Source organism: Mesorhizobium sp. M4A.F.Ca.ET.050.02.1.1 (assembly GCF_003997725.1).
Classification (GTDB): Bacteria; Pseudomonadota; Alphaproteobacteria; order Rhizobiales; family Rhizobiaceae; genus Mesorhizobium.
Genome location: NZ_RZSG01000001.1, coordinates 38,875 through 61,563, shown reverse-complemented (window position 1 = coordinate 61,563; position 22,689 = coordinate 38,875). Strand labels below are relative to the sequence as shown.

Below are 22,689 nucleotides of genomic sequence, written 5' to 3'. Positions count from 1 at the left end.
AGAATGCGGATTCCGATCTCTTGCGCGATAACTGGCCCGAGCCGCCGGATCAAAAGGGCGGGGCCGCCGTGGACCCCCTTGACGGAAAGCCCGTTCGTAGGCCAGGCGGAAGCAACCGGGAGACGCGCTGGCGAAGGGCCGCATCGGTTTCGAGAGCGTCAACTACCGCGACGGCAACCATCCCCGGCCGCAGCTGGGGCTGCTGCCTTCAGGCGAGTCGAACAGGAGATCGTCTGGGAGGCTGAAGGCGTTGACGAGGTGGGCCGTGAGTAAGTAATCAAGCGCTGATCGGGATCGACGAACGCTGTTTCCGTCCGACCGAGGTTGACCTGTGATCGGCGTTACCTCAAGGCAGGCAGTTGAACAAGCTCGGTTGGAAGCCGAAGACCCCTTTCGATGTGGTCGAGGCCCACTGCCGCGCCTCACGCGAAAACACGATGGCGTCGCGAGCAGGTGCATTTGTCGTGGGGCCATCCGCATTGCCAGGCACGCCCTCTCGGCCGGCATCCGCCCAGGTCCGGTCGTTTGGATCGGCGAATTCACACATTCTGCAAAGCAGAAAACCATCCGCTCCATTCATGCGGTCGACGATTTCGCGAAAAACTGGCTTTTCAAACAGATCGGAGTAACCCTCATATAGAAGGTTGCCCAATACGTGACTCCGTTCAAAATCCATGGAGCACAGGGTGACGTCGCCGTTTGGAAGAAGAACATTCCGATACTGTCGTTCGTCCACGCAGGTTAGGGCTCCGAGCACTGGCTGACGTGGTGCAACGATCTTAGGGTCGACGCTTCCACCCCTACTGCTCACCGGCCGCGCTTTTATCAGTGCTTCGGTAGGAATAATGTCGGCTATATCTGGGTGGGGCTCGCCCAAGGCCACGAATCGGATCAAGGGGATGTCCGCGTCGACGAGTTGACGAACCAGATCGCGATACTTGTCTCCGACCAGGCGGCTGTTCATGTAGGTGCCGTCATCGAAAACATGGACCACGAATACGCCCAAGCGCAAGGCTTGCAATCGCTGCAGGTCCTGCCCGTTCATTCCCACCAGCGTCGTAAAAATCCTGATGCCATGGCCTTTGGCGAAGGCGTGCTCCACCATTTCGGTGCAGTCCGGATTGAGCCAAGGTTCGGAGTATCCCGCAAAACCAATGTCGACGGAAGTCGGTACGCGGGCCAGACACCGCTTGAAATCTTCAAGACCCAGATGACTCGCATGAGACACTTTTCTTTGCCGGACCGCGAACTTGTCCTGGGGACAATATGAACATCCTACGACACATCCCGTGGTCGTCGTTATCTCCAAAACCCTGCCGGCTGTGTTTGCTGAGCGAAGTTCCGGTAAAATCACTGGTGATTACTCCCATCTACCTCCTGCGAAGCGCCACGATAGTGTACGTGTGCCTTTGGCTTTCTGACACCGCCTGTTGATCCACCGCGGCAACGCGGCCATCTACCCTTTTTCGCAGCCTAAGCCGACCGGTTCGCCGATTTGCCGGGCCGACTCTTCACAAACTTCCAGCGCGTCGGACCAGAGACAGCATTGCAATTTTCGAGGCATCACTCGCTCCGGAGATGTAGCCTCAATCGTCGATCGCTGGCCCGTCGCCGAGATGCGCGCGCAGCACCCTCGAACCCGCCGGAGAGAAGCTTTCTGGATGAGGTCGATCATCCCTTACGTCGAGCGAGTTCCGTGTTCTCATGCGGCTTAACCCTCACACTATATTGCCGCACCTCGACCAGCAAAGGCCGTGCCAGTGCCCTTGGCGCGCAGTTACTGCGTGATAGGCTTCGAAAAGCCCGACAGGCCCAAGACGCTCCGCTGTTTTGAACCCGACATGTTTTCTGACGGCTGTCAGATTTTGGACACACATCACTCATGCGTCAGTCGCTTAAGACAGAATGGCGTGCTGAGTTCTGCAAATTCGCTGAGAGCGGGCGGTCATGACAGGGTGGTGCTCAACGTCACCGATTCCCTGGAAGGAACGCCGCCATGATCAAGACGGAAAGTAAGACCGCCAGCGCTGCCGTCAAAGACATTCTGCTTTGAAACCCGGATAGATCGAACGAGGTGGGTGATGCAGGAGGTGCTCGAGGCCGAGATGGACGAGGCGCTGGGGCTTCGAAGAGCGAGCGCACGCCGGAGCTCTCGGCTATCACGCGCGCTACTACGGGCGGAGAACTAGCTGCGCACCTACGGCGGTTCGATAATCCCAAGTTTCAAAGCTTTTACAACAGCTACCGTTCTGCTGGTCGCATCCAACTTCCGCATTACATTTTTTAAATGGAAATCTATCGTATTTCGTGATCTGCCTAAAATAGTTCCTATTTCCCATGACGATTTTCCTTTCGACACCCAATCAATGCAATGTATTTCTCTCGGAGACAGGTTATGTACTCGTTCCGACGCAGTCGTAGTGTCGAACTTCGTAACCATCCGATGAAACCGCAGCGCGGCCATTTGCAGGTAGGTGATCGTTCTATTCTGCAATTCGCAGTCCGAGGATTGAGCAAAACTCACAAACCTAAAGCTGTCACCAGGGCCATGTAATGGGACGGTAACGCCTGACCTCAAGCCGAATGTTGCTGCTTCGTCCAAGACGCGGCGTCCATCTTCAGTTATGCTTTCATCGGTATACACCTCGCTCCATCGAAAGGGCCCCGCCTCCTTTCGACCTTTCTTGATGAGTGGGTCTATTTTGGCATAGCCCATTCTCGAGTAGCGCTCCTGCCATTCAGCAGGATAATTCCACATCACCACAGAACCCTCTCGGTTCGGCTTGAAAACCCCCTGTTTTGATGCGAGCGGGCCATAGGCAATCCACGGGCAATCGAACTTCAGCGCAAACGCAGACATCCGTTCGAACAACTGTTCGGATTGAGCGATATCATCAGTCATCTCGAGGAATAGGTCTAACTCCACCTGCGGGAGTTCCATGATGCCTCCTTCATTGCGTTCTCATCGGTGCAAAGTTTGCTCCAGCCCAGCCTCGCAACATCCGAAGTCAACGGGACTCGAGCCGGAGTTCCTTTCGCCACCTGGAGTACCCTCAAGAGTCGTGCCAGCTTGCGAGCGAAGCTTCTTCTTCAGGTCGTCAATCGACTGGGGGAGGTACCCAGGAGGCGAACCGAACAGCACTGTGTCGGGGAGCGCACAATCCGACAGTCGAGCATTCGATTGACGGAATATGGGCAGGAACGTATTCGCGGCGCGCTTTTGAAATCAGCACCTAAGTCCCGGGCCTGAGAAAGCTGCATGGCAACTGTACTTATTTGATCGAGGCAACGTGATGCACTCACTCCGCTTATCGGATGGAGAAAGAACAAGTTCACAATTCAATCGATACGTCGACCTTCTTTTCCAATCTCCCGAGCTGGGCAGCCGTAGCAAAAGTATTCGACTGGATCGCGGCTGACTTTCTCCAGGCTCGGTAACCTGCTGAATTTGTCCTTCGGATGTTCCCGCTCAGTTGGCACGACTTTTGAACATCACCGTCGTGAGGCGGCAGGAGCTGCCCGCCAAAATTGATGCTGTTATGGGGGAGGTCGAAAATTCTAGTTTTGTCTTTTAACGTCTTTGGGACCGAGCGTGTTGATGCGCCCGCTTGGAAACTATGAAACGTTTCCCCGTCCATGGACGCGGCGCCACTGGTCGCCACGTACTCGCCTTCACTGTCCGCCACTGGAGCCGGCAGCCGGTGCGGCTCGCGATCATCACGGCTGCGATGCTTGCCTCCACGCTGGCTGACGTGCTGATGCCGGTCTATTCAGGTCGTCTCATCGATGCTGTTGCAGGCGGCGCTGCTGTGGCAGCACCAGCCTGGCATTCGGCCCTTGCAGCCTTCTCTGTACCGATTGCGCTTGCGCTCGTTGCCATCGCCATGCGCCACATCGCCGTCATTGGCCTGAACGATCTTTTGCTGAAGATGATGTCCGATGTCGCGAACGAAGCGTTCTATCATGTCCAGCGCTTTTCGACAGACTGGCATGCGAACAGCTTCGCCGGCTCGACAGTGCGCAAGATAACGCGCGGCATGTGGGCGCTCGACCCTCTAAACAGCACAATATTGGTCGCGCTGTTCCCGTCCTTTATCATCTTGGTAGGTTCGACGGCGCTGCTCGGCTGGCACTGGCCGGTCATGGGCGTGATCTTTGCTTGCGGCTCTCTGATCTATCTAGCGTTTTCGATTTCGCTGTCGCTCAGCTATGTCGCGCCGGCGGCGAGCCTTGCCAACCAATGGGACACAAAGCTCGGCGGCGCGCTTGCGGACGCGGTCAGTTGCAACGCTGTGGTCAAAGGCTTCGGCGCCGAGGTTCGCGAAGACCAGCGGCTTGAAAATATCATGACCAAATGGCGGCACCGCGCGCGCCGGAGTTGGGTGCGCGGAACGATCGTCGACTCAACCCAAGGCGTCACTTTGGTTGCGCTCAGGGTGGCGGTGGTCGGATATGCCCTGCTTCTGTGGTCGCATGGACAGGCAACGCCGGGCGAGATAGCCTATGTTCTCACGTCCTTCATCGTCCTGAAGGGCTATCTGCGTGATGCCGGCATGCATGTCCGCACCGTGCAACGCTCGGTTAATGATATGGAAGAACTGGTGGCCATCCACAATCAGCAGCTGGATGTTGCGGATCGTCCAGAGGCCAAGCCGATCCGGATCACGACGGGCCGCATCGATTTCGAGAACGTCCACTTCCGTTACGCCAACCATCCCCTGCCGATCTATAGCCAATGTTCGCTGTCGATTGAGGCTGGCGAAAGGGTTGGGTTGGTTGGACCTTCCGGTTCCGGCAAGTCAACATTCGTGAAGCTCATCCAGAGACTCTACGACCTGAGCGGCGGCCGGATCCTGATAGACGGCCAGGACGTCTCCGAGGTGACCCAAGAGTCGCTCCGTTCGCAGATCGCGATCGTGCAGCAGGAGCCTATCCTGTTTCACAGGTCGCTTGCCGAGAACATCGCCTATGGCCGGCCTGGCGCGAGCCAGGCCGAAATCGAGCAAGCGGCACGGCTGGCCAGTGCGCATGACTTCATCGCGCCCCTGCCGAAGGGCTATGGGACATTGGTCGGCGAAAGAGGTTTGAAGCTCTCCGGCGGCGAGCGCCAGCGCGTGGCGATCGCGCGCGCCTTCCTGGCGAACGCGCCGATCCTTATTCTTGACGAGGCCACATCGAGCCTCGATTCGGAATCCGAGGTGCTCATTCAACAAGCGGTGGATCGGTTGATGGTGGGTCGAACCACACTCGTCATCGCACACCGGCTGTCGACGGTCCGCTCGCTCGATCGGCTGCTCGTCTTCGACCGTGGCCGCATCATGGAGGACGGCGATCATGCCGCGCTGATCGATCTCGATGGTGGCATTTACCGCCGCCTCTTCGAACGGCAGGCGTTGGAACTAGCGATGGGCCTGGCCTGAGCGCCAAGTATCAGGATCGAGTGCCCGACCGCGAGAGCGCCCATTCCCGGTACAAAATGTATCGCCGTCTCACGACATCCCAAATCTAGCCCGGTCGACGTATATTGGGAAGCACATGGAGGTGTCCGCTGAAACCGACTCCCATCCAAAAAAACATAAGGTACCGTCCATCATACTCCTGTTTCGCTTGCATTGCGCAGAACTTAAGCTCGTTAATTTTCGCTTAGAAAATTCTAGAACTATACTGCAAGAGATCCTCCGAAATCCTAGACCTCTTTCATACCGGGCACAACGCAAACGTTTCGCTCAGGTTGCAACCTAAGCTGTCAAACACCTTTTAAGAGAGCGGTGTCCAATGAAGTCCGGCTTGGCAAACCTGCGCAGGTTCTACTGTGGCAGACTGAGCTTCGCCATTCGGCCTCCATCGATCGTCCACACCTGACCGGTGATAAACGAGGATTCTGGCGAAGCCAGCCAGACTACGAGGTTCGCGACCTCCTCCGGCTTCCCCGTTCGCCCAATTGGATGGATATTACCGATCTGCTGGCGAAAGCGCTTGGGGTCCGGCATGCTCTCGATGAAATCCAAGTTCAGGTCGGTGTCGATCCAGCCAGGCGCGACAGCGTTGCAGCGCACACCTTCGGCGCCGTGGTCGATCGCAACCGCGCGGGTGAGACCGTGGAGACCAGCCTTGGAGGCGCAATAGGCCGCGTGTTTCGGGTTGGATCCCAGCCCCTCGATCGATCCGACATTCACGATCGCGCCGCCAGTGGACCGCAGGTGAGGCATCGCCGCCTTTATCAGCACGAATGGGGTGGTCAGATTTATGGCGATCGTCCTCTCCCAATCTGCTAGGCTCATATCTTCGACGAGCGCCTCCTGCATGACCCCGGCGTTGTTTACCAGGACATCGAGCCGTCCCGCCCGTTCGACAACCGCTTTGATAGCATGAGCCGCCTTGGTCGGAGCTGTGAAGTCGACCGAAATGGCCTCGAATTCCCGGTCCTCACCACGTTGAGCGGTGAACACGCGAGCGCCCTCGTCCCTTAGACGTCGCGCAGTCGCAAGACCGATGCCGCTACGCCCGCCCGTCACGAGAGCCACCTTACCTGCAAACCTTTTATCCAACTGCCTTTCCACCCTTCACTTCGACGAGCGACATGCATAGGCAGCGGGACATCGCGTGAGGCACGATGGTCTGGGCGATGCCACCGCCTCTGCGATCTGCCGAGCGGACTAGCTTGCCAAGCTCTGCCCCTATCCGCAGGATCGACGGGGAAGCGGTGAAGACGCTTCCCCGGTTCTGCTACCTCAAACCCAGATGCCATCCCGCTGATCGAGACCCGCGGCTTCCTTCCCCCCGCCGAAGTTCCCCCCGACGACTGGCTTCTGCAGCGGCGGAAGCGGAGTATTACATACTCAGGATCCGGCAAGCCGAGCCTTGCTTGTGTCATTCTAATCGTAAGCACCAGCAACTGCCCTGAGAATGCACAAAAGGTTTCGCTAGGGTTAAAACCAGTTTATGCCTCGCGCAGTCGTGCGCAAGCTGTTCGGACCTGCGACATCGCCTTATTTCGGAACCAGCTGGCGGTTTGGTGAGTACCGGCACACGGGCTCCTTGTCCGGGTGCAGCAGAACTCGTAGGCCTCCGTTGCCTTGCGCCAAGCTCCTGGAGTAATGCGGGCATGGCTGTTCTAAAACATCCCAGGACGTACCCCCGGGCCTCGTAGGCGTATGCGCGGTCTGCAATCAGGTCGATCGTTCGACGACCTTCGAACGATCGCAGCCCGTACGTCTCTATTTCGCGATAAGCCTCTGCTTGACAGCGCCTTGGCGGCAACCTCAGCTTTGAACGCGCTCTGTTGGGGTATGAATGCGGCCCACCGAGAGCGCTGGCTGGCGCTTGCCGAGTAAACTCTGCCATGCAGAATCTCAGTCTCCTGCGACTGGCAGCCAACCAGCTGGGCCGGTATTGATTCGGGCCTGGCCGAGCTCGACGCGGGTGAGATCGTTGAGCGGGCGATCTTGGCCGTGGAGCTGACGCTCGAGGAATTGCCGAACCCGCGCAAGACGACCTGGAGAGCGAGTATGCCAGGCTGGAAGTTAACAGGCTGCCCAGCAATTGAGGGGGACCCGACGGGTGCAACACCTGTTTTTTCTTCCAGGGGGAACTCGGCCCTGCTATGGCCGATCCTACCGCACGTCGCTGATCAGCGACCGGACTTTCGAGAAGCGGCAGTGCGCCTTTCGTCCGGTCAGCCTTTCTCCTGACGCAAACACATGCGGATCGCCGCGGACGGGGAAAGTCGTCCCGCGTCCCGTCCTGCGGCCTGCGCTTTGCTGACGCTCCTACGGCTGTCCCGTTCACCGCCCGAGGCAGGGGCGAATTTCCTCCGTCCTACGCACGACAACCGTCCGCTGTTGCGGACGCGCGCGGGACTGCCGGTTTCCCTGTTGGAGGGCCGACAGTCGCTGGCTCGGAGGTTAACCGGAAACGGGTGCGTCGAGGACCAGCGATCCTGTGCGCCATCCGCTGATCGTATGGCTCCCTGGCGGTTCTTCTTCGCTGCGCTAGCGCTTCAGCAGCTTCAACAATGATGCACGTCGGCTTCATCATCTTCAGCGGCTGGCGCTTGAACCCGGCAACACCACACGGTGGACACAAGCGCCGCTCCGCCAGGTAGCAAGGGAAATCGAACCTATGTAACCGACCACTCAATTAAGCCGACGGCCCGCTGAAGTATCGCCTCCGTCCGAGCGATGTCAGGCGAGCTGGCGGTCACATATCCGATTAAGTCTCGGTGATCGCCTCTCCTTTTGATCGTGGTGTTTGGTTCAAGGTAAAGCTTCACTTTGGCGACGCCAGGTACAGCAGCCGCCCGGCTGACGCCATCGATCCAATCGAGAACGCCGTCCCGTTCAGGAACTAGGAATTGCGCAGCAGCAGTTTCTGAACGGGTTCCGCGCAAATCGCCCTCATCGCCGATCACGAGTTTAATGTGCTCTCGGATAAGATTGATACCGCAAGCTAGCTCAACTAGCTCAACACCGGGCGAGCCCGACATACGCGGATTTACTTCAATGACGACCGGCCCATGTGCCGTCCACCTGAGTTCAACGTTGGTCGGACCCCAGTGAAGGTCGAGAGCCTGTAAACACCTCAGTGAAACATCGGCGATGCGCTCATCCTCTTCATTGGTAAGCAAGGCCGGATAGGCGCATCTATTATATACGAAATGCGGCGAGGGACCGAATTCGAGAGAGGCGATTCCAATGACGTCATCTCCCATCATCTCCACCCAATAATGAAAGCCTTTCACAAATTGTTCCACTAATATTCTTGCTGGGGACTGCCATGTACTCCACCTGCTTGATAGATAAGCAGTATGCTGGATTAGCTCCTCGCTACTGCCGCACAATCGGACCCCCTCGCTGCCGCCGGTGTCCGTGGCTGGTTTTACAATTACAGGAAAGCCGATTTTAGCGGCAGAGCTTACAACCTCGCTCGCATTCGTTGCCAACGCGTAGGCAGGAATTGGAATGTCGGCTTGCCCAAGCAGCTGACGTTGAGTGAATTTATCGCAGCATCGTTCAACCGATTCGGCGTTCGGACCTGGCAGATTGAAATGTCGACAGAGCATGCCGACTGTCGCATATGCAGCTTCCTCCGAGCTCGTAATCCCAGCAATATCATAGGTCGCATGCAGCCGAACACACTCGCAAATCAGCGCATCGAGATTGGATGTGTCCACACAGATTACCTCACTGTCTTCTGCGGCATGATAGTAGTGCCTAAGTGGATCAGCCGCCAGGGTAATCGAGTGCAGGCCAAGACTTCGGGCCGCTTGGACATATAGAGGACCATTGTTCCTTGTACCCTCGATCAGGATAAGCGCTCTTCTTTTCATGTTTGTCGACTCCGAATAGCTTGTCTGGTTTTTTTCCGCGCGTGAGTTCGTCCAACATACCACTGCTCGTGGTTTGCGATTGGTAAATTCTTGTGAAGTAGTTGTATTTATCTGTTGCAGGATGTGACGTCATGACCACCAAAAAGAGTGTCTTGGTTGCCGCAATATAGGCCTATTCTTCTCGCGCAAGTCGGCTGGGGAATGAGAGGCGCGATGATGGGATCCGTTACCGCCGCACCGATCCTGGTGAAGGACCAGAGATCCCATGGCAACGGGTGATGACCGGTGTCTACATCACTCAGCTGGCTGGGGAGCGTCTGGGAGAAGGTACGATGCACGAGCTTCTGCTCGTCGCGCGAACTGTCATTCAAACGAGCTTGGTGAACGGCCTTACACCTAACCTACAGCGGCCTCAAGAACGCACCGCCAAACTGCTGGATAGCTTCATCGATTCGGTTGACGTTCACCGTGCTTTTGACTACGAAACTATGGATCAAGTAGTGCGACGCACAGAAACTTCGATGGGTAGATCATCTTGCTTTGTCACCCCAGGCAGCAGGATGGCCCACCAGAATTAACCAATAGAAAATCTCACCAGCAAGTGTAGCCACCATCCACCAACAATACCGTTCCCGTGATATAGGTTGACGCGTCGCTAGCAAGAAATTGGACGGCAGATGCAATCTCATGAGGTTGGCCGAAGCGGCCCATTGGCGTCCGATCAGACCATGCCCTGACCACTTCTACAGGATACTGGTCGGTCATCTCTGACTGTACGAATCCAGGCGCCACTGCGTTCACCCGAACCCCAGATCTTGCCCATTCGCAAGCAAGGGTTTTGGTTACCATAGTTACCCCCGCCTTGCTCGCATTGTAAGCCGTGACTACGGATTCCTGTCGGGTGACAACATCTCCACATATCGAACTGATATTTACAATCACGCCGGAACCGCGCTCCGCCATGAGAGAGCCGAAGGTGCGACTGCAGTAGAACAGGCCGTCCAAGTTGACTGAAAGGACAGCTCGCCAATCCTCGTCGGTGGTATATTTCGTCGGCGCCGCGCGGGACACCCCGGCATTGTTAATAAGGATGTCAGGGCAAACGGCGATGCCATCGGCGAGATCGCGTACCGCCTGCGAGTCCCTAACATCGAGCTGATAGACTTTAGGCTTGACTGGAAACTGATCTGCCGCCGCGGCCACGCGAACCCGATCCCTTCCAGTGAGAATTATATCGGCGCCAGCTTCTTGTAATGTAAGCGCGACTTGCAATCCGATGCCGCGTGCTCCGCCGGTCACCAAAGCGGTCTTCCCACTCAGACCGAATCTGCCATCGATGAATGATTTACTCATGTATAAGCCCTATCCCTTCTGGAATGTTTCCCGCCTATCGTCTGATGGCCTGCCTTCTTTTTCTAAGCGCGTCTTATCACCTCCTACTGCGACGATAACGGCAGTTGCTGTGTTACTTCCATTCATGCGTTTTTTGGGAACTCAGAGTAACTGTCGTATGGCGCCAACAATGCTGTCCCGTGTTGGAAAAAAGTCCTTCTCAAGAGCCGGACTGAATGGGACATGAATATCTGGAGCACTCAGCCGCAAGATAGGTCGCTTCAAAAGATCGAAGGACTCTTCCGCCATCACCGCTGCGATTTCACTTCCGACGTTGCAGATACGGTGTCCGTTCTCGACAATAATCAGCCGTCCGGTCTTCTCGATTGACATCTTGATTGCCTCATAATCGAGCGGCTTCAATGTACGTGGATCGATCACTTCGACCGAAATGCCTTCCTCGATGAGGTAGTTGGCAGCTTCCATGGTCGGCCTGATAGCACCGGCGATGGCAACGACGGTAACGTGCTCCCCCTCGCGCTTCACGTCCGCTTTGCCAATTGGGATTAAATGGTCCGGATCCGTGGGGACGTCGCCTTTGAGAGGCCAGAGGCGGGTGTCCTCGAAGACGAGCACAGGATCGCCGTCGCGAATGGCGGATTTCATGAGGCCTTTGATATCGGCAGCGCTGGTCGGGCTGATAATCTTAAGGCCCGGCACGTTCATAAAAAGCGGGTAAGGCCGGTCGGCATGCTGTGCCGCTTCGGAGCCCGTCGAGAACATACAGCAGCGAAAGACGATTGGGATGTCTATCTGGCCCCCAGTCATATACCGCAATTTTGAGGCCTGGTTTACAATCTGGTCACAAGCGAGATAGATGAAACTGGCAGTTGAAATGTCTACAATCGGTCGCAAACCATTGATGGCAGCCCCGATGCCAAGTCCCGTAAAACTGCCTTCTGAAATTGGCATGTTCCAAACCCGGTTCTTGCCGAAGCATTCGATAAGCTTGCCGCCGCCATGAACTGAGACGTCCTCTCCCAACAATACAACGCGCTCATCCCGATGCATTTCCTCTAGCTGGGCCTGCACGATTGCCTCAAAATAGGTCATCTGAATATGGGGACCGGGCGTGGCTGCGTCTCTGTGGGTATCGTCTTTCACATCCATTAATCCCTCCAGCCCACCCTTAGCGGGCAATGGTCGACACGAACATATAGTCGGGCAACGTTTCGGGCCGGGGCATGGGGCTAGCCAAAGCAAACTGTACGGCCTGTGTGACGGCTTGGGCCACTTCATGCTCGATGGTTGCTAGAGTCTCTTCATTTACACCCTCTTCGAGCAGCACAGTGCGATATAGCAAAATTGGGTCCCGGTCGCGTTTGTGTGCCTCGACTTCTGCGACCTGTCGATAAGGCTCCCCAGAAACGGCCAAGCCTATATTGTGTTCATCGAACCGATAAGTGTTGGCCACTATGAGAGTGGGTCCCTGCCCCGCGCGTGCTCGCGTGACCGCATATGCCGCAGATTGATAGACGGCACTGACGTCCTGTCCGTCTACTATTTCTCCTGGAATTCCGTAACCTGCCGCTCGTAGGGCAATGTCCGGCTGTCCGTGGCTTGTTGCTACGGAGGTGGTCATTGCATAGCCATTGTTCTCGCAAAGATAAATGACGGGAAGCCTCCACAACGAGGCCATGTTGAGGCTCTCGTGAAAAGTGCCCTGGTTCACTGCTCCGTCGCCGAAAAAGCAAAGGGTAACCTGATCGACGCCGCGCACCTTGGCGCTAAATGCGCATCCTGTGGCAAGAGGAATGCCCCCTCCGACGATTCCCGATTCACTGATAATCCCCACTGAACTGTCCGCAAAATGCATCGAACCGCCACGCCCCTTACAAACGCCGCCCTCCTTACCCATCAGTTCTGCCATAAGCGCCTGCAAATGCGCGCCCTTCGCAATCGGATGGCCATGCGAACGGTGTGTTCCGGTCATGGCGTCATCGTCCCGGAGGGCGAGGCTTGCTCCGACGATAGCGCCTTCCTGACCCACGGTCGTGTGAAACCAACCAGGGATCTGACCACCGTTGAACAGGCGCCTACCTTCTTCTTCGAATCGGCGGATGCGAAGCATCCGTCGAAAAGCCTCTAGCCTACGATCGCCCTTCAACTGCATGACCCAACCCTGCCCGTCAGCAAGGGGCGATCGCCTGCATTCCAACAGCGCGCATCGGCTAAATCCTCGTGCTCGAGCTCCGAAGGTACGTGGCGGGTCTCTTCGGCATTCTCCTGGCGAGGCACGATCTCGGCAGGCACTTTCATCTGGTTCTCTGTCAGCATGGCCTTGTTCCTTCCGGCTCGCACAACCCTGTGCATGCGTCATGCCATTTGACCTGAAGGCTCGCATTACACTGTTCTTCATCGAAGAAAGGCGTCGTGAAAGAACTGCACAGACCTCCTTTGTTCGAAGTTCGCCAACAATGTCGGATCCTGAACTGGCCCCCATTTCGGCCGGACAGTCGGCCTAACGCGGGAGGCTTGGGGATATCCTCAAGCACAGGCTTATGGCTGACGACTGTCGACGGATTGAACTGATCACCGGGGAGGTACGGCGCCGACACTGGACGACGACCGAACAGAAGCTGCAGATTATCGAGGAGAGTTTCCTTCCGGGTGAGACCGTGTCCTCTGTCGCCGCACGATGAGGCGTGGCGCCAAATCTCTTGTATCGTTGGCGCCGTTTATTGAAGGAAGGCGGAACGGCTGCGGTGGGATCGGACGAATCTGTGGTCGGGAGTTCGGAAGTGCGGCGGCTTGAAGAGCGCCTTCGCGACCTCGAGCGGCTTCTCGGCCGCAAGACCATGGAAGTGGAGATCCTCAAAGACGCGCTGGCCAGGTCGGAGTCAAAAAACCGAACTTGCGGCTCTTGTCGCAGCCGAGGGACGGTTCCCGATGAAGGCCGTTGCCGAGACCCTCGGGGCGGCGCGTTCCCATCTCCATGAGTTGCATCGCCTGGTGAAGCCGCGCGGGCCTTATCGCAACCCCGATGACGATGGGCTCTTGGAGCTGGTCGCCGCCTGATCGACGAACGCCCGACCTATGGCGATCGTCGCATCACAGCCCTGACGAACAGGGAACGCGAAAGACGGCGAACCGGCCGTCAATCACAAGCGCGTCTTCCGTGTCATGCGCCAGCGAAACAGGCGCGACAGCACGCGCACGAGTAAAAAGAGCCCGGCCTGCACGAGATCCAGCGTGTGCCGTCGGGCGAGACACCACCACCCGGTACGATACAATCAGGCGGGATGGTAGATGAGAGCTATGCAGCGCCGCGATGAGGCCGATCTCAGCTCCCAAATGCCTGAGATTGGCTTCGCGCGCAGGCGTTTCGGCCGCGTATAAGGTGCCGCCTTGTGAAAGGGATCGCAGCAACCTCAGCCGGCAGCATGAACACTGCGTGATAGAGCACCGGCAGCAGTTCATTCTGGCGTGCGGCAAGCCAGTCCCGGCAGGCCTGACCCTGGCATTTGGGACTGTGCCGGCTGCGACAGGAATTGTAGGCCACGCGGATCGACCGCAGGAGCGGCAGCCGTAGACTGGCCGCCCAGTTCGGCGGTCCGGCAGAGCTCGATCGCGCTCATCACACGCCGCTCGATGCGAGCCTAGATAGCCGTCATGAACCTGTCTATATACTTCGCCATGGCGGCGGAAGATATCCGCCACCTTCAGTCTCGCCGACATGGCGGTACCACTCACCCTGGCGGCACCTCGATGTTCAGCCGGGCTTGTCGTGCGTCGGATGAGGCTGTTCGAGACCTTAGCGTAGCGCGCCGCCGGACAGATTGTTGTGGCCGAGTAGAACCTGGATGGTGCGGATGTCGGTGCGTTCTGAAGATGCGTGGCGAAGCTGTGCCTGAGCGTGTGGACCGTCACCCGCTTAGGCGGCCGCACGCGCCGAACGACAAGCCCAAATAACACCCGCGCGCGGGAAACAGCCAGTCCCGCGGCTTCGCCAAGCCGCCAGTAGACTCGCAGATGCGCAGAAGCTGCGCCGACAGCATCACGGTGCGGTCCTTGTCGCCCTTGCCGTGCTCAACACGGATCACCCCGCGACCGCTGTCGATGTCGCCGACCTTCAGCCCGACAGTCTCCAAGCACTGAGACCTGCTCTTAGGCCGTCGTCAGGGCCGTACGGCACTTCAGGCTCGGCACCGCCTCTAGGAAGGCCACGACTTCGTCGGCGCTCAATACCACCGGCAGCGTGCGTAGCGAGCGAGCATAGACGATCCGCTCCGGACTCTCGGCATGGCCCAGCGTCACGCCGTAGAGGAACCGCAGCGCGCACACCGTCTGGTTCAGCGCAGCCACGAGATTCCGGTCGACATCAAATGAACTTGGAAGGCGCGCACGTCCTCCAGACCGAGCCGGTCCGGCGAACGGCCAAGTAGCGCGAAAACTTCGCCGCGGCATGCACGTGGGGATCGCTGCGTGGCCGGCGGCAGATTACGGATCGTCATATCCTCGATCATGCGCCGGGGAACTGGGGTCAACTTGGCCATTTCTGTAGCTCCTGTTCTCAGATTGCGCTTCAACAGCCGCGATCCTTCAAAACAGAAGCGTTCCTGCAAACCGATCCGCCAAATGCCGCGTTAGCGGCTTCGTTCAATCCTCAAAATGCCCACATCGCCAAAAATCTGCCAAAGTAGCACTAGGCTGCGTCGCGACGGATCGCCTCTGGTGGACTCCGACAGGCAAGTCAGAGAAAGCTCGAAAAATCAACACTGGGGCGTTTCCGTCGGACGCTCAGCTTAGCTACATCCGTGGCAGACTTATTGGACTTGCTCAGCGCGGCGGCAGCACGATCGAAGAACTCTGGAGGAAGGCCCTCTCCGGGTTAGTAGAGTCAAAAAGATTTGTCCCCTGTGACGCAAATGCGAAAAGCAAGCCGACCAGGGGAGTCGTGATCAGTAGGGCGGAAATCGCACAGCATTTCTCTTCCAACAAACGCCCAGCCTCGGCATGTATATCTAGGGAATAGTGCATATTTATCCTCCGAGATAGCGTTCCGTCACGACAGGAGGGACTTCTCATAGTATCGCGCTGCCTCAGGTTTCTTGTCAAGCAGGTCCCGGCTGTGACGTAAGCAGATGAATTGACCGCCCCATGGAGCACCGAACACGCCGAACGATGACGACCGATCCGCGCTCCATACACCGAAGCTCCACATTGTTGTGTCCCCAGCCAAGATCGAGAGCATGCAAACCACTCAGCGAAATGTCTGCTACACGAAAATCGTCGTCACGAAGCGCCAACCCAGTGTGACCTGACACTGACCGGCTATTGCCTGCAATTCGACCAATATCCTTGGCGGAATGGCCACATGCGCCACCCCCAACAGAGACCGTGTGTTCGGAGGCTAACAGCGGACTTGCTGCAAATCTGACGCCACAGCTGCCACTGCCCGACTGCTGGTCAGAGTATCGACAGCACTCGCGGGTCAGGGCGTCGACCATGGACTTGGATGCCTCCACCCCCCTTTCTACGAATGTAGGCGGGCGAGTTGGACCAACGAAAAGCCAACTTCCGCAAAAGTGCTGAGCCAGATGCGCAACAAACAGCTTTTCCGCGGATCTCTCAAGAATTGGACAATTTGAAGAGACTCGGCCGAAATCCCTAGGCCACCAAAGCCTCATCAAACGGGCATCTCGTGAGATTTTCAACTCCGCTCTCGGTCACGAGCACCTGCTCTTCCAGTTTTACGCCTTCCCGCCCACCGACGGCACCGATATAAGCCTCGACGCACAGGGTCATTCCGGGCTCGAGAACATAGTCGAATGCTCCCGGGATGAAGTCTTCAGGATAGAGAATCGCGGGATATTCGTCGCAAAGACCAATGCCATGCATCATGACGCCATATCGCTGCTTGACGAAATCCGCGGGAAGCTTGTGGCTGCGCTGAGTGAGTTCGGTGAAAGAGACGCCCGGCTTTAGCATAGCCATGTTTGCAGCTACGTGCTCGTAGGCTATGTCGTGCAGCCTTCGCTGTGCTTCGGTGGGTCGGCCGTCACCGCAGTGCCAAGTGCGGGAGAAGTCGGCACACATGCCGTACGGGCCCACCATATCGGTGTCGAAGGCGACGAGGTCTCCTGAGACAATGCGACGGGGGCCGGCCTCCTGCATCCAGGGGTTCGTGCGCGGGCCGGAAGTTAAAATGCGCGTTTCGATCCACTCGCCACCACGTGCGATGTTTTCGGCATGAAGAACCGACCAAAGTTCCGTTTCGGCTATGCCGGGCTGCAAACGTTCTCGCATTTTGGCAACGGCAATCTCGCAGGTCGCGAGAGAGCAGCGCATGGCGTTGATCTCGTCGATTCCCTTAATGGCCCTGGCGTGCTCCATGAGCTGCATGCCGTTGCAAACCTCGATGCCAACTGCATCTAGCGCACGAAGGCCGGGGATTTCGATCTTGTCGACGGCAAGACGACGGTTTTTGCCACCAGAGCGGCGCAACAGTTCGTCAATTTGTCCGGCAAAGTCCTTGGCGACTGCTTCTTCTTGGTCGCCGGCAACGAAATAGTAAAAGCCGGCCCCGCCATCCCGGGTTTCGTTGATGAGCGGCAGATAGGTTGACAGGTGGCTGCAACGATGGAAATCCCAGAGAACGACATAGCCGTCGGCCGATACGAACACAGCTCGTGACGGATTGTGCATGATCCATATGTGCATGTTCGAGGAATCTGAAGCGTATCGTATGTTCAGCGGGTCGAAGCAGAGCACGCCCGCATAGTCTCTTTGGCGGAGTTGCAGAACAATCCGATCAAGACGGGTCTTGCGCATACGATCTAGGTTGGGCGTGGTCAGGCCCAAGGCTGCCCACTCCGCAAAGGCGACGTCCGTCGGCCCAATTTCAACCCGATCGTTGTCATCCATGCTCCCATCCGGCTTAAGTGCTTTTGCCACTCGCGTGGGATCAATTTTGTGGTTCACAATCGAAAACGAGGACATGTTAAGGCCGCCCTAGTGGCTCACTCTTACGTGGATCTAAGACCGGATTTCTTGGATGCTAAAGGCGGAAAAAATATTGCTCGATATAAAGTCAATTCATCTGCATTCGTGCTCTGGGGTGCCTGCGACCACAACTGGAACCAGGTAGCCTTCCAGCGCGCCGCAATGGGCAATCTGTCGATCCCAGAGCTTTGCCGGGAGCCCTGTCGTGCTAGTGGTTTACGCCTGACATAAGAGTTCGGCTGAGGATTCCCTTTTGTGAGTGCGCATGCGAGTCTGGTACATGCGCACAGGAATATACCTCACCGTTTCTTCGATTGATCGTCAGCCTCTCTCTGATCAGCGCGCCCATCGCAGTGCGCTGCAGAAGCACGTTTGGCGCGCAGAGATCATTCTGTTGAGCAGCGACGGCGTGGGCACCCTCGAGATCATGCGGCAATCTGGTAAGTTCAAGACTTGCGTGTGGCGCGCCAGTGCAAGCTCTGCAACGATCCGCAGTTCGTCGACAAACTGCGCAACGTCGTCGGCCATGCCACTAGTTGATCCACCGGCTCACGCTATCCTGTTGTCGGTCGACGAGAAGAGCCCAGATCCAGGCGCTCGACCGCACCCAGCCCGGCCTGCCCATGAAGGGTAGGCTCGGCACCACGACCACGACTACAAGTGCAACGGCACGACCACCCTGTTTGCCGCCCTTACCGTGCTCGATGGCACCGTTATCGGCAGGAACATGCAGCGCCATCGTCACCAGGAATTCATCCGCCTCACTCAACGCTGTCGATGCCGAGGTGGCGGCCAGCAGGGCCATCCACGTCGTTCTTGACAACTACGCCGCTCACAAGCACCCCAAGGCGCGTGCCTGCTCGGCCGCCATCAGCGCCTCACCTTCCGCTTCCACCTTAAGCGTCACGAGCACCGCACGGCTGTCCTTGGTTGACAGAGGCAGGGTCAGATGCGGGCCGCTTTGACTCGCTGCGGCATGGTACGAGCGGATGGCGACGACCGCCTTTGCAACGGCGGCGACGCCCGCGCCGTCGAGACGGGAGTTCACCCCCTTTGTGTCCCGGATTAGGACGGCGTCATCTGGGTCTACGGCGCCAATGATGACGACGGGATCTTCACCGATGAAGGCTTCGAGGAGGTCAAACTCCTCCTCGAAGAACATCATCGCGTCTCCCCATCGAAAGCTTGACCCCAGCACTCCGGTGCTCAGGTTCTCTGGCCACCAGATACGCACGTCTGCGGTCTTCACCGGATGCGTACCACGCAGGCTCAAGTTGGCGTTTGGAATTGGCAACGCTTCCGGAGCGAAACGTTATGACGAACTGAACGTCAAGGGACTCTCCATCGCTGACCTAATGAGCGTGGAAAGCTCTACGAGGAGATGCTGGACCTCATGGAAGAATCCGGGGAATTTCCGATTCCTGACCCACGGGGCCACTCCCGTCGTGTATCGCACAACGAAGGTGCAGGCGGCAATGCGCCCAGATGGAACCCCACTATATCTCGATTGCAAGCCAGTTTCGGGCTGAGCGACATCTGTGGCTTTCGTCCCAACAAGAAGCGTTCCAGGACCGCTATTCTAAGCCAGAACGATTCGGCGCTCGCGAAATACGTGTAGAGGAGCGCCGCCACTTCATAGGCGCTTACTACATAGCGGACACGGACACCGGTTGCCCGAGGTTATCGGTCCCTGGATGCCAGATTCAATCATTGAATTTGATGCGCAGCATGATGTTGATGCCCCATTCGTTATTAGCGCGCCGGCGGGAACAGTGGGCGCCTCCGCCTTACCCCCATAAGCCGTACCCTCATAGGGCGCGCGAACCGGGCACTGCTTGTGCGGCACAGCTGAACCATGGACGCCTGCCGAGGGTGCCCACCAACCGCAGTTCCCCAGTTGCGAAGCCCTCGAGGCCACCCCGTTTTTATGTTACGCCGTCGCAATCGCCGGGTTCGGCTGTTCGGCCGGAACACCCCAATTGCTCGCCATGGAATGCCAATGCATTACGCCAGACCCGCGGTCTGTTGCGCTGATGAAAGGCTTCGCGCCTGACAAATTGCCTAAGCCCAGCCAAGATTTTAAACAAATCGGCCCCCAGTTTCCGCGAGGGATGAACGTTCAGCAGGTCAACGATTTGGAGCTTAACGGGAAATGGCATCTAAAGCTGTGCTCCGGGTCCTGCAGGCTCACTGAGGATGGGGGAGCGACGCGGCCACAGATGCGATCTTGAGCGTAACGACACCGGGTGTGGAACTCGCAGCCGGATGGCCGGTACATCACGCTTGGCACTTCGCCCTTGAGCTCAATCCTGTTGAGCACTGCGTCTGGGTCCGGTTCGGGATTGGCCGCAAGCAGCGCTTCGGTATAGGGATGGCTTGGCTGATGGAAAATACTCTGCGTCGTGCCGACTTCAATGAAGCGGCCGAGATACATGATTGCCATGCGGTCAGTTATGTGGCGCACTACATTGAGGTTGTGCGTGATTATCAGGATCGCGATGCCTAGTTCGTCCTGCAGGCGAGTGAGAAGATTTAGCACCTCGCCTTGCACCGAGACATCCAAGCCCGCGGTCGGCTCATCGGCGATGATCAAGTCCGGATTGAGCGCTAGGGCGCGCGCCACGCTGACGCGCCTGGCTTGACCACCGGAGAGTTGATGAGGATAGCGGCCAACAAAATCGGCCGGCAAGCCCACCATCCGCAGGAGGCGCGTCGCTTCAGCTCCTAAATCGCGATCCTTCAGCCCATGGATGCGGAAAGGCTCGGTCAAGATCGATCGCACCGTCAGCCTGGGCGAAAGTGAACCGATCGGATCCTGAAACGTCATCGCCATGCGTCGCAAGTAGGGCTTGCGTTCTACCGCACTGAGGTCCGTGAGTTCCTGCCCATCGAAGCTGATGCTGCCGCTCACCGCCCGCTGCAGGCCAATCATCGTGCGAGCGACGGTGGATTTTCCGGAGCCGCTCTCGCCGACAAGGGCCAGCGTCTCACCCTTGTGAATTTCAAAAGAAACACTGCATACCGCGTCGATGAAAGGCGCATTTGTCCCGGTCGCGAGCGCTTTAAGCGGCCCCATCGTGCGGAAGCGGACGCAGAGGTCCCGAACACTGACAAGGGCACTCATGCCGAAACTAGTCGATTTTCTTCGAGCAGATGGCATCGTGCCGTCTGCCCTGGGCTGATCGGGCGATCGACTGGCTGTTCCTCGAGACAGCGATCATATGCCTGCGGGCATCGCGCGCTGAAGATGCACCCCTTCTTCAAGCCCAGGAGGCTGGGCACCTCGCCGGAAATGGTCGGCAATGTGCGTGTGGTTCGTTTAAGCCGCCCCGGGTCGCACTCAAGCAGGGCGCGGGTGTAGGGATGAGCGGGATTGCGGAATATGCTGCGCACATCGCCTTGTTCGACCACTTCGCCGGCATACATGACGACGACCCGGTCGCACAACTCAGCCACAGCTCCAAGATGATGGGATACGAAGAGGACGGAGCAACCGATCTCCCTTTGGAGATTTTTGAGCAGATGGATGATCTGGACTTCAAGTGTCGCATCGAGCGCAGTCGTCGGCTCGTCGGCGATGAGGAGCACGGGTTTTACAAGCAGCGCCATGGCTATACATATCCGCTGACGCATGCCGCCGGAAAAGTGGTGCGGATAGGCCCCGATCCGGTTTTGCGGATCCGGAATTCCGACCCGGTGTAGCATGTCGATGGCACGAGCACGCTTTTCACTCCGGCTTTTTTGCTGGTGGTGCTGGATGTCGATCATCTGGTTCTCAACGGTGCGCACAGGATTAAGCGCAGTCATTGGATCTTGAAAAACCATGGAAAGTCGATCGCCAAGCAGGCTACGCTGCGACTGAGCCGGCATCTTCAGCAGGTCTCGCCCTTCAAACAGGATCTCGCCACCTGTGACATCGGCATTTTCCGAAAGCAGACCCATCACCGTATACGCAAGCGTCGACTTTCCAGATCCGCTTTCGCCGACAACGCCGACCACCTCTGCGGCTGCGACATTAAGCGACACGTTTCGCAGTGCATGAATGCGCCCCTCTGGTGTCCCGAAATCAAGATGGAGGTGACGTATCTCCAGGAGGGGTGTGGTCGATTGCGATGACCGATCGTGTGGTATCATAGATCTTTCCGCAGCTTTGGATCGAACATGTCGCGTAGCGCCTCACCCAGGAATGTGAAGCCCAGCGTTGCGAGGACGATTGGAATACCACCGCCAACCACAAGCCACGGCGTCTGCTGGATGTAATTATAGCCGTCGTTGAGGATTGCTCCCCAATCGGGCGTGGGTGGACGTACGCCCAAACCAAGGAAGCTGAGACCGGCCTCCACCGCGATTACCGCGGGCACGTCCATGCTCACGAGGATGAGAAGCGGGCCGATAACATTAGGCAGTACGTGCACTGCCAGGATGCGCATCGTGCCAGCGCCCAGAGTGCGTTCTGCGGCGATGTATTCACTGTTGCGTAGCGCCTCTGTCTGGGTCCTCACGACCCGTGCATAAATGGGCATAGAGGTGATTGCGATAACAAAAATCATGCTGGCCAGGCTGGGTCCAAGTAAGCCGATAATCGCCAACGCGAAGATGATGCCCGGAAAGGAGCGGATCGTATCGAATAAAAGAAGGAGCAAATTGTCCAGCCACCTCGGTCCGAAGCCTGCGATCAGACCAAGCACGAGGCCGGCTGCCAGCGAACTGCCTAGCGAGGCGAAGGCGACAAGCAGCGGGACGCGGCCGCCCATCATGACGCGCGAGAATGTGTCGCGGCCCAGTTGATCGGTGCCCAGAAGAAAAAGTAGTGACGGGTCCGCCAAGCGCGGCCCCACCATGATGCGGGTCGGATCATGTGTAATGATGATCGGGGCGAAGATCGCGCTTGCGAAAACGATCGCGACCAGCGCGGCTCCAAGGACGCCAAGACGGTTCTTGCGCAGTTGCCGCACCGTCTTACGGAAGCTGCCGGGTGCTAGCTCTGGGCCAGTTTCGCCGCGGAGCGCTTCAAGGCTCGCCAT

The 22,689-nt window shown here is 57.6% G+C and carries 17 protein-coding genes and 2 pseudogenes; 4 read left to right on the top strand and 15 right to left on the bottom strand.

Annotated features, from left to right (window positions below; genetic code table 11):
• Positions 1-346 precede the first annotated feature (346 nt).
• Together EOA33_RS00245 and EOA33_RS00240 are read right to left on the bottom strand one after the other, a co-directional pair.
• Positions 347-1,228, bottom strand: a complete 882-nt coding sequence (locus EOA33_RS00245; protein ID WP_245482187.1) for an SPASM domain-containing protein — start codon at positions 1,226-1,228, stop codon at positions 347-349.
• A gap of 969 nt (positions 1,229-2,197) precedes the next feature.
• Entirely contained in the window at positions 2,198-2,941 is a 744-nt protein-coding gene (locus tag EOA33_RS00240; protein WP_126080645.1) for a LuxR family transcriptional regulator, read from the bottom strand.
• A 676-nt stretch (positions 2,942-3,617) separates the two neighbouring features.
• Here EOA33_RS00240 and EOA33_RS00235 point away from each other — a divergent pair.
• Positions 3,618-5,420: an ABC transporter ATP-binding protein gene (locus EOA33_RS00235; RefSeq protein ID WP_126080644.1), complete on the top strand. Its 1,803-nt coding sequence runs from the start codon at positions 3,618-3,620 to the stop codon at positions 5,418-5,420.
• Between the two features lie 387 nt (positions 5,421-5,807).
• Here EOA33_RS00235 and EOA33_RS00230 read toward each other — a convergent pair whose 3' ends face one another.
• Positions 5,808-6,515: an SDR family oxidoreductase gene (locus EOA33_RS00230; RefSeq protein WP_245468328.1), complete on the bottom strand. Its 708-nt coding sequence runs from the start codon at positions 6,513-6,515 to the stop codon at positions 5,808-5,810.
• A 1,604-nt stretch (positions 6,516-8,119) separates the two neighbouring features.
• Positions 8,120-9,328: an acetyl-CoA carboxylase biotin carboxylase subunit family protein gene (locus tag EOA33_RS00225; protein ID WP_126080642.1), complete on the bottom strand. Its 1,209-nt coding sequence runs from the start codon at positions 9,326-9,328 to the stop codon at positions 8,120-8,122.
• 278 nt (positions 9,329-9,606) lie between these two features.
• On the opposite strand from EOA33_RS00225, the gene EOA33_RS00220 reads away from it, so the two are divergent.
• A complete protein-coding gene (locus tag EOA33_RS00220; RefSeq protein ID WP_127404719.1) occupies positions 9,607-9,906 on the top strand; it encodes a hypothetical protein in 300 nt (99 codons plus the stop codon).
• A gap of 13 nt (positions 9,907-9,919) precedes the next feature.
• Here EOA33_RS00220 and EOA33_RS00215 read toward each other — a convergent pair whose 3' ends face one another.
• From EOA33_RS00215 to EOA33_RS00205, 3 genes are all read right to left on the bottom strand, one after another.
• Positions 9,920-10,681 carry an SDR family oxidoreductase gene (locus EOA33_RS00215; protein ID WP_245466459.1) on the bottom strand — a complete coding sequence of 254 codons (762 nt, stop codon included), beginning with the start codon at positions 10,679-10,681 and terminating at the stop codon, positions 9,920-9,922.
• 141 nt (positions 10,682-10,822) lie between these two features.
• Positions 10,823-11,830, bottom strand: a complete 1,008-nt coding sequence (locus EOA33_RS00210; protein ID WP_126080641.1) for a pyruvate dehydrogenase complex E1 component subunit beta — start codon at positions 11,828-11,830, stop codon at positions 10,823-10,825.
• Between the two features lie 19 nt (positions 11,831-11,849).
• Positions 11,850-12,833 carry a thiamine pyrophosphate-dependent dehydrogenase E1 component subunit alpha gene (locus EOA33_RS00205; protein WP_126080640.1) on the bottom strand — a complete coding sequence of 328 codons (984 nt, stop codon included), beginning with the start codon at positions 12,831-12,833 and terminating at the stop codon, positions 11,850-11,852.
• A 388-nt stretch (positions 12,834-13,221) separates the two neighbouring features.
• On the opposite strand from EOA33_RS00205, the pseudogene EOA33_RS40105 reads away from it, so the two are divergent.
• Positions 13,222-13,849, top strand: a pseudogene (locus tag EOA33_RS40105) (transposase); the annotation flags it as partial.
• A gap of 154 nt (positions 13,850-14,003) precedes the next feature.
• Here EOA33_RS40105 and EOA33_RS00195 read toward each other — a convergent pair.
• From EOA33_RS00195 to dddP, 5 genes are all read right to left on the bottom strand, one after another.
• Positions 14,004-14,222, bottom strand: a complete 219-nt coding sequence (locus EOA33_RS00195; RefSeq protein WP_245466460.1) for a transposase zinc-binding domain-containing protein — start codon at positions 14,220-14,222, stop codon at positions 14,004-14,006.
• 364 nt (positions 14,223-14,586) lie between these two features.
• Positions 14,587-14,811 carry a tyrosine-type recombinase/integrase gene (locus EOA33_RS40100; RefSeq protein WP_245466461.1) on the bottom strand — a complete coding sequence of 75 codons (225 nt, stop codon included), beginning with the start codon at positions 14,809-14,811 and terminating at the stop codon, positions 14,587-14,589.
• 16 nt (positions 14,812-14,827) lie between these two features.
• Positions 14,828-15,025 (bottom strand): hypothetical protein, encoded by a 198-nt coding sequence (locus EOA33_RS40095; protein ID WP_245466462.1) that lies wholly within the window; start codon positions 15,023-15,025, stop codon positions 14,828-14,830.
• Positions 15,013-15,216 (bottom strand): hypothetical protein, encoded by a 204-nt coding sequence (locus tag EOA33_RS40090; RefSeq protein ID WP_245466463.1) that lies wholly within the window; start codon positions 15,214-15,216, stop codon positions 15,013-15,015. The genes EOA33_RS40095 and EOA33_RS40090 overlap by 13 nt, the downstream gene beginning before the upstream one ends.
• A gap of 1,114 nt (positions 15,217-16,330) precedes the next feature.
• Positions 16,331-17,662, bottom strand: coding sequence for a dimethylsulfonioproprionate lyase DddP (dddP, locus tag EOA33_RS00185; protein ID WP_126080638.1), 1,332 nt, complete (start codon positions 17,660-17,662; stop codon positions 16,331-16,333).
• 283 nt (positions 17,663-17,945) lie between these two features.
• On the opposite strand from dddP, the pseudogene EOA33_RS00180 reads away from it, so the two are divergent.
• Positions 17,946-18,557, top strand: a pseudogene (locus EOA33_RS00180) (hypothetical protein); the annotation flags it as partial.
• A 1,227-nt stretch (positions 18,558-19,784) separates the two neighbouring features.
• Here EOA33_RS00180 and EOA33_RS00175 read toward each other — a convergent pair.
• Genes EOA33_RS00175 through EOA33_RS00165 form a run of 3 tightly spaced genes read right to left on the bottom strand, consistent with a single transcriptional unit; the run spans position 19,785 to position 22,689 of the window.
• Positions 19,785-20,789 carry an ABC transporter ATP-binding protein gene (locus EOA33_RS00175; protein WP_126080637.1) on the bottom strand — a complete coding sequence of 335 codons (1,005 nt, stop codon included), beginning with the start codon at positions 20,787-20,789 and terminating at the stop codon, positions 19,785-19,787.
• Positions 20,786-21,799 carry an ABC transporter ATP-binding protein gene (locus tag EOA33_RS00170; protein ID WP_126080636.1) on the bottom strand — a complete coding sequence of 338 codons (1,014 nt, stop codon included), beginning with the start codon at positions 21,797-21,799 and terminating at the stop codon, positions 20,786-20,788. Before EOA33_RS00170 ends, EOA33_RS00175 begins: the two co-directional genes overlap by 4 nt.
• A complete protein-coding gene (locus EOA33_RS00165) occupies positions 21,796-22,689 on the bottom strand; it encodes an ABC transporter permease (RefSeq protein WP_126080635.1) in 894 nt (297 codons plus the stop codon). The genes EOA33_RS00170 and EOA33_RS00165 overlap by 4 nt, the downstream gene beginning before the upstream one ends.

Coding starts and splice junctions, on each gene's coding strand:
- EOA33_RS00175 (WP_126080637.1), bottom strand. CDS start 20,789: ATGAGTGCCCTTGTCAGTGTTCGGGACCTCTGCGTCCGCTTCCGCACG.
- EOA33_RS00215 (WP_245466459.1), bottom strand. CDS start 10,681: ATGAGTAAATCATTCATCGATGGCAGATTCGGTCTGAGTGGGAAGACC.
- EOA33_RS00240 (WP_126080645.1), bottom strand. CDS start 2,941: ATGGAACTCCCGCAGGTGGAGTTAGACCTATTCCTCGAGATGACTGAT.
- EOA33_RS40090 (WP_245466463.1), bottom strand. CDS start 15,216: ATGGCCAAGTTGACCCCAGTTCCCCGGCGCATGATCGAGGATATGACG.
- EOA33_RS00170 (WP_126080636.1), bottom strand. CDS start 21,799: ATGATACCACACGATCGGTCATCGCAATCGACCACACCCCTCCTGGAG.
- EOA33_RS00205 (WP_126080640.1), bottom strand. CDS start 12,833: ATGCAGTTGAAGGGCGATCGTAGGCTAGAGGCTTTTCGACGGATGCTT.
- dddP (WP_126080638.1), bottom strand. CDS start 17,662: ATGTCCTCGTTTTCGATTGTGAACCACAAAATTGATCCCACGCGAGTG.
- EOA33_RS00165 (WP_126080635.1), bottom strand. CDS start 22,689: ATGGCGAGCCTTGAAGCGCTCCGCGGCGAAACTGGCCCAGAGCTAGCA.
- EOA33_RS00235 (WP_126080644.1), top strand. CDS start 3,618: ATGAAACGTTTCCCCGTCCATGGACGCGGCGCCACTGGTCGCCACGTA.
- EOA33_RS00210 (WP_126080641.1), bottom strand. CDS start 11,830: ATGGATGTGAAAGACGATACCCACAGAGACGCAGCCACGCCCGGTCCC.
- EOA33_RS00220 (WP_127404719.1), top strand. CDS start 9,607: ATGACCGGTGTCTACATCACTCAGCTGGCTGGGGAGCGTCTGGGAGAA.
- EOA33_RS00225 (WP_126080642.1), bottom strand. CDS start 9,328: ATGAAAAGAAGAGCGCTTATCCTGATCGAGGGTACAAGGAACAATGGT.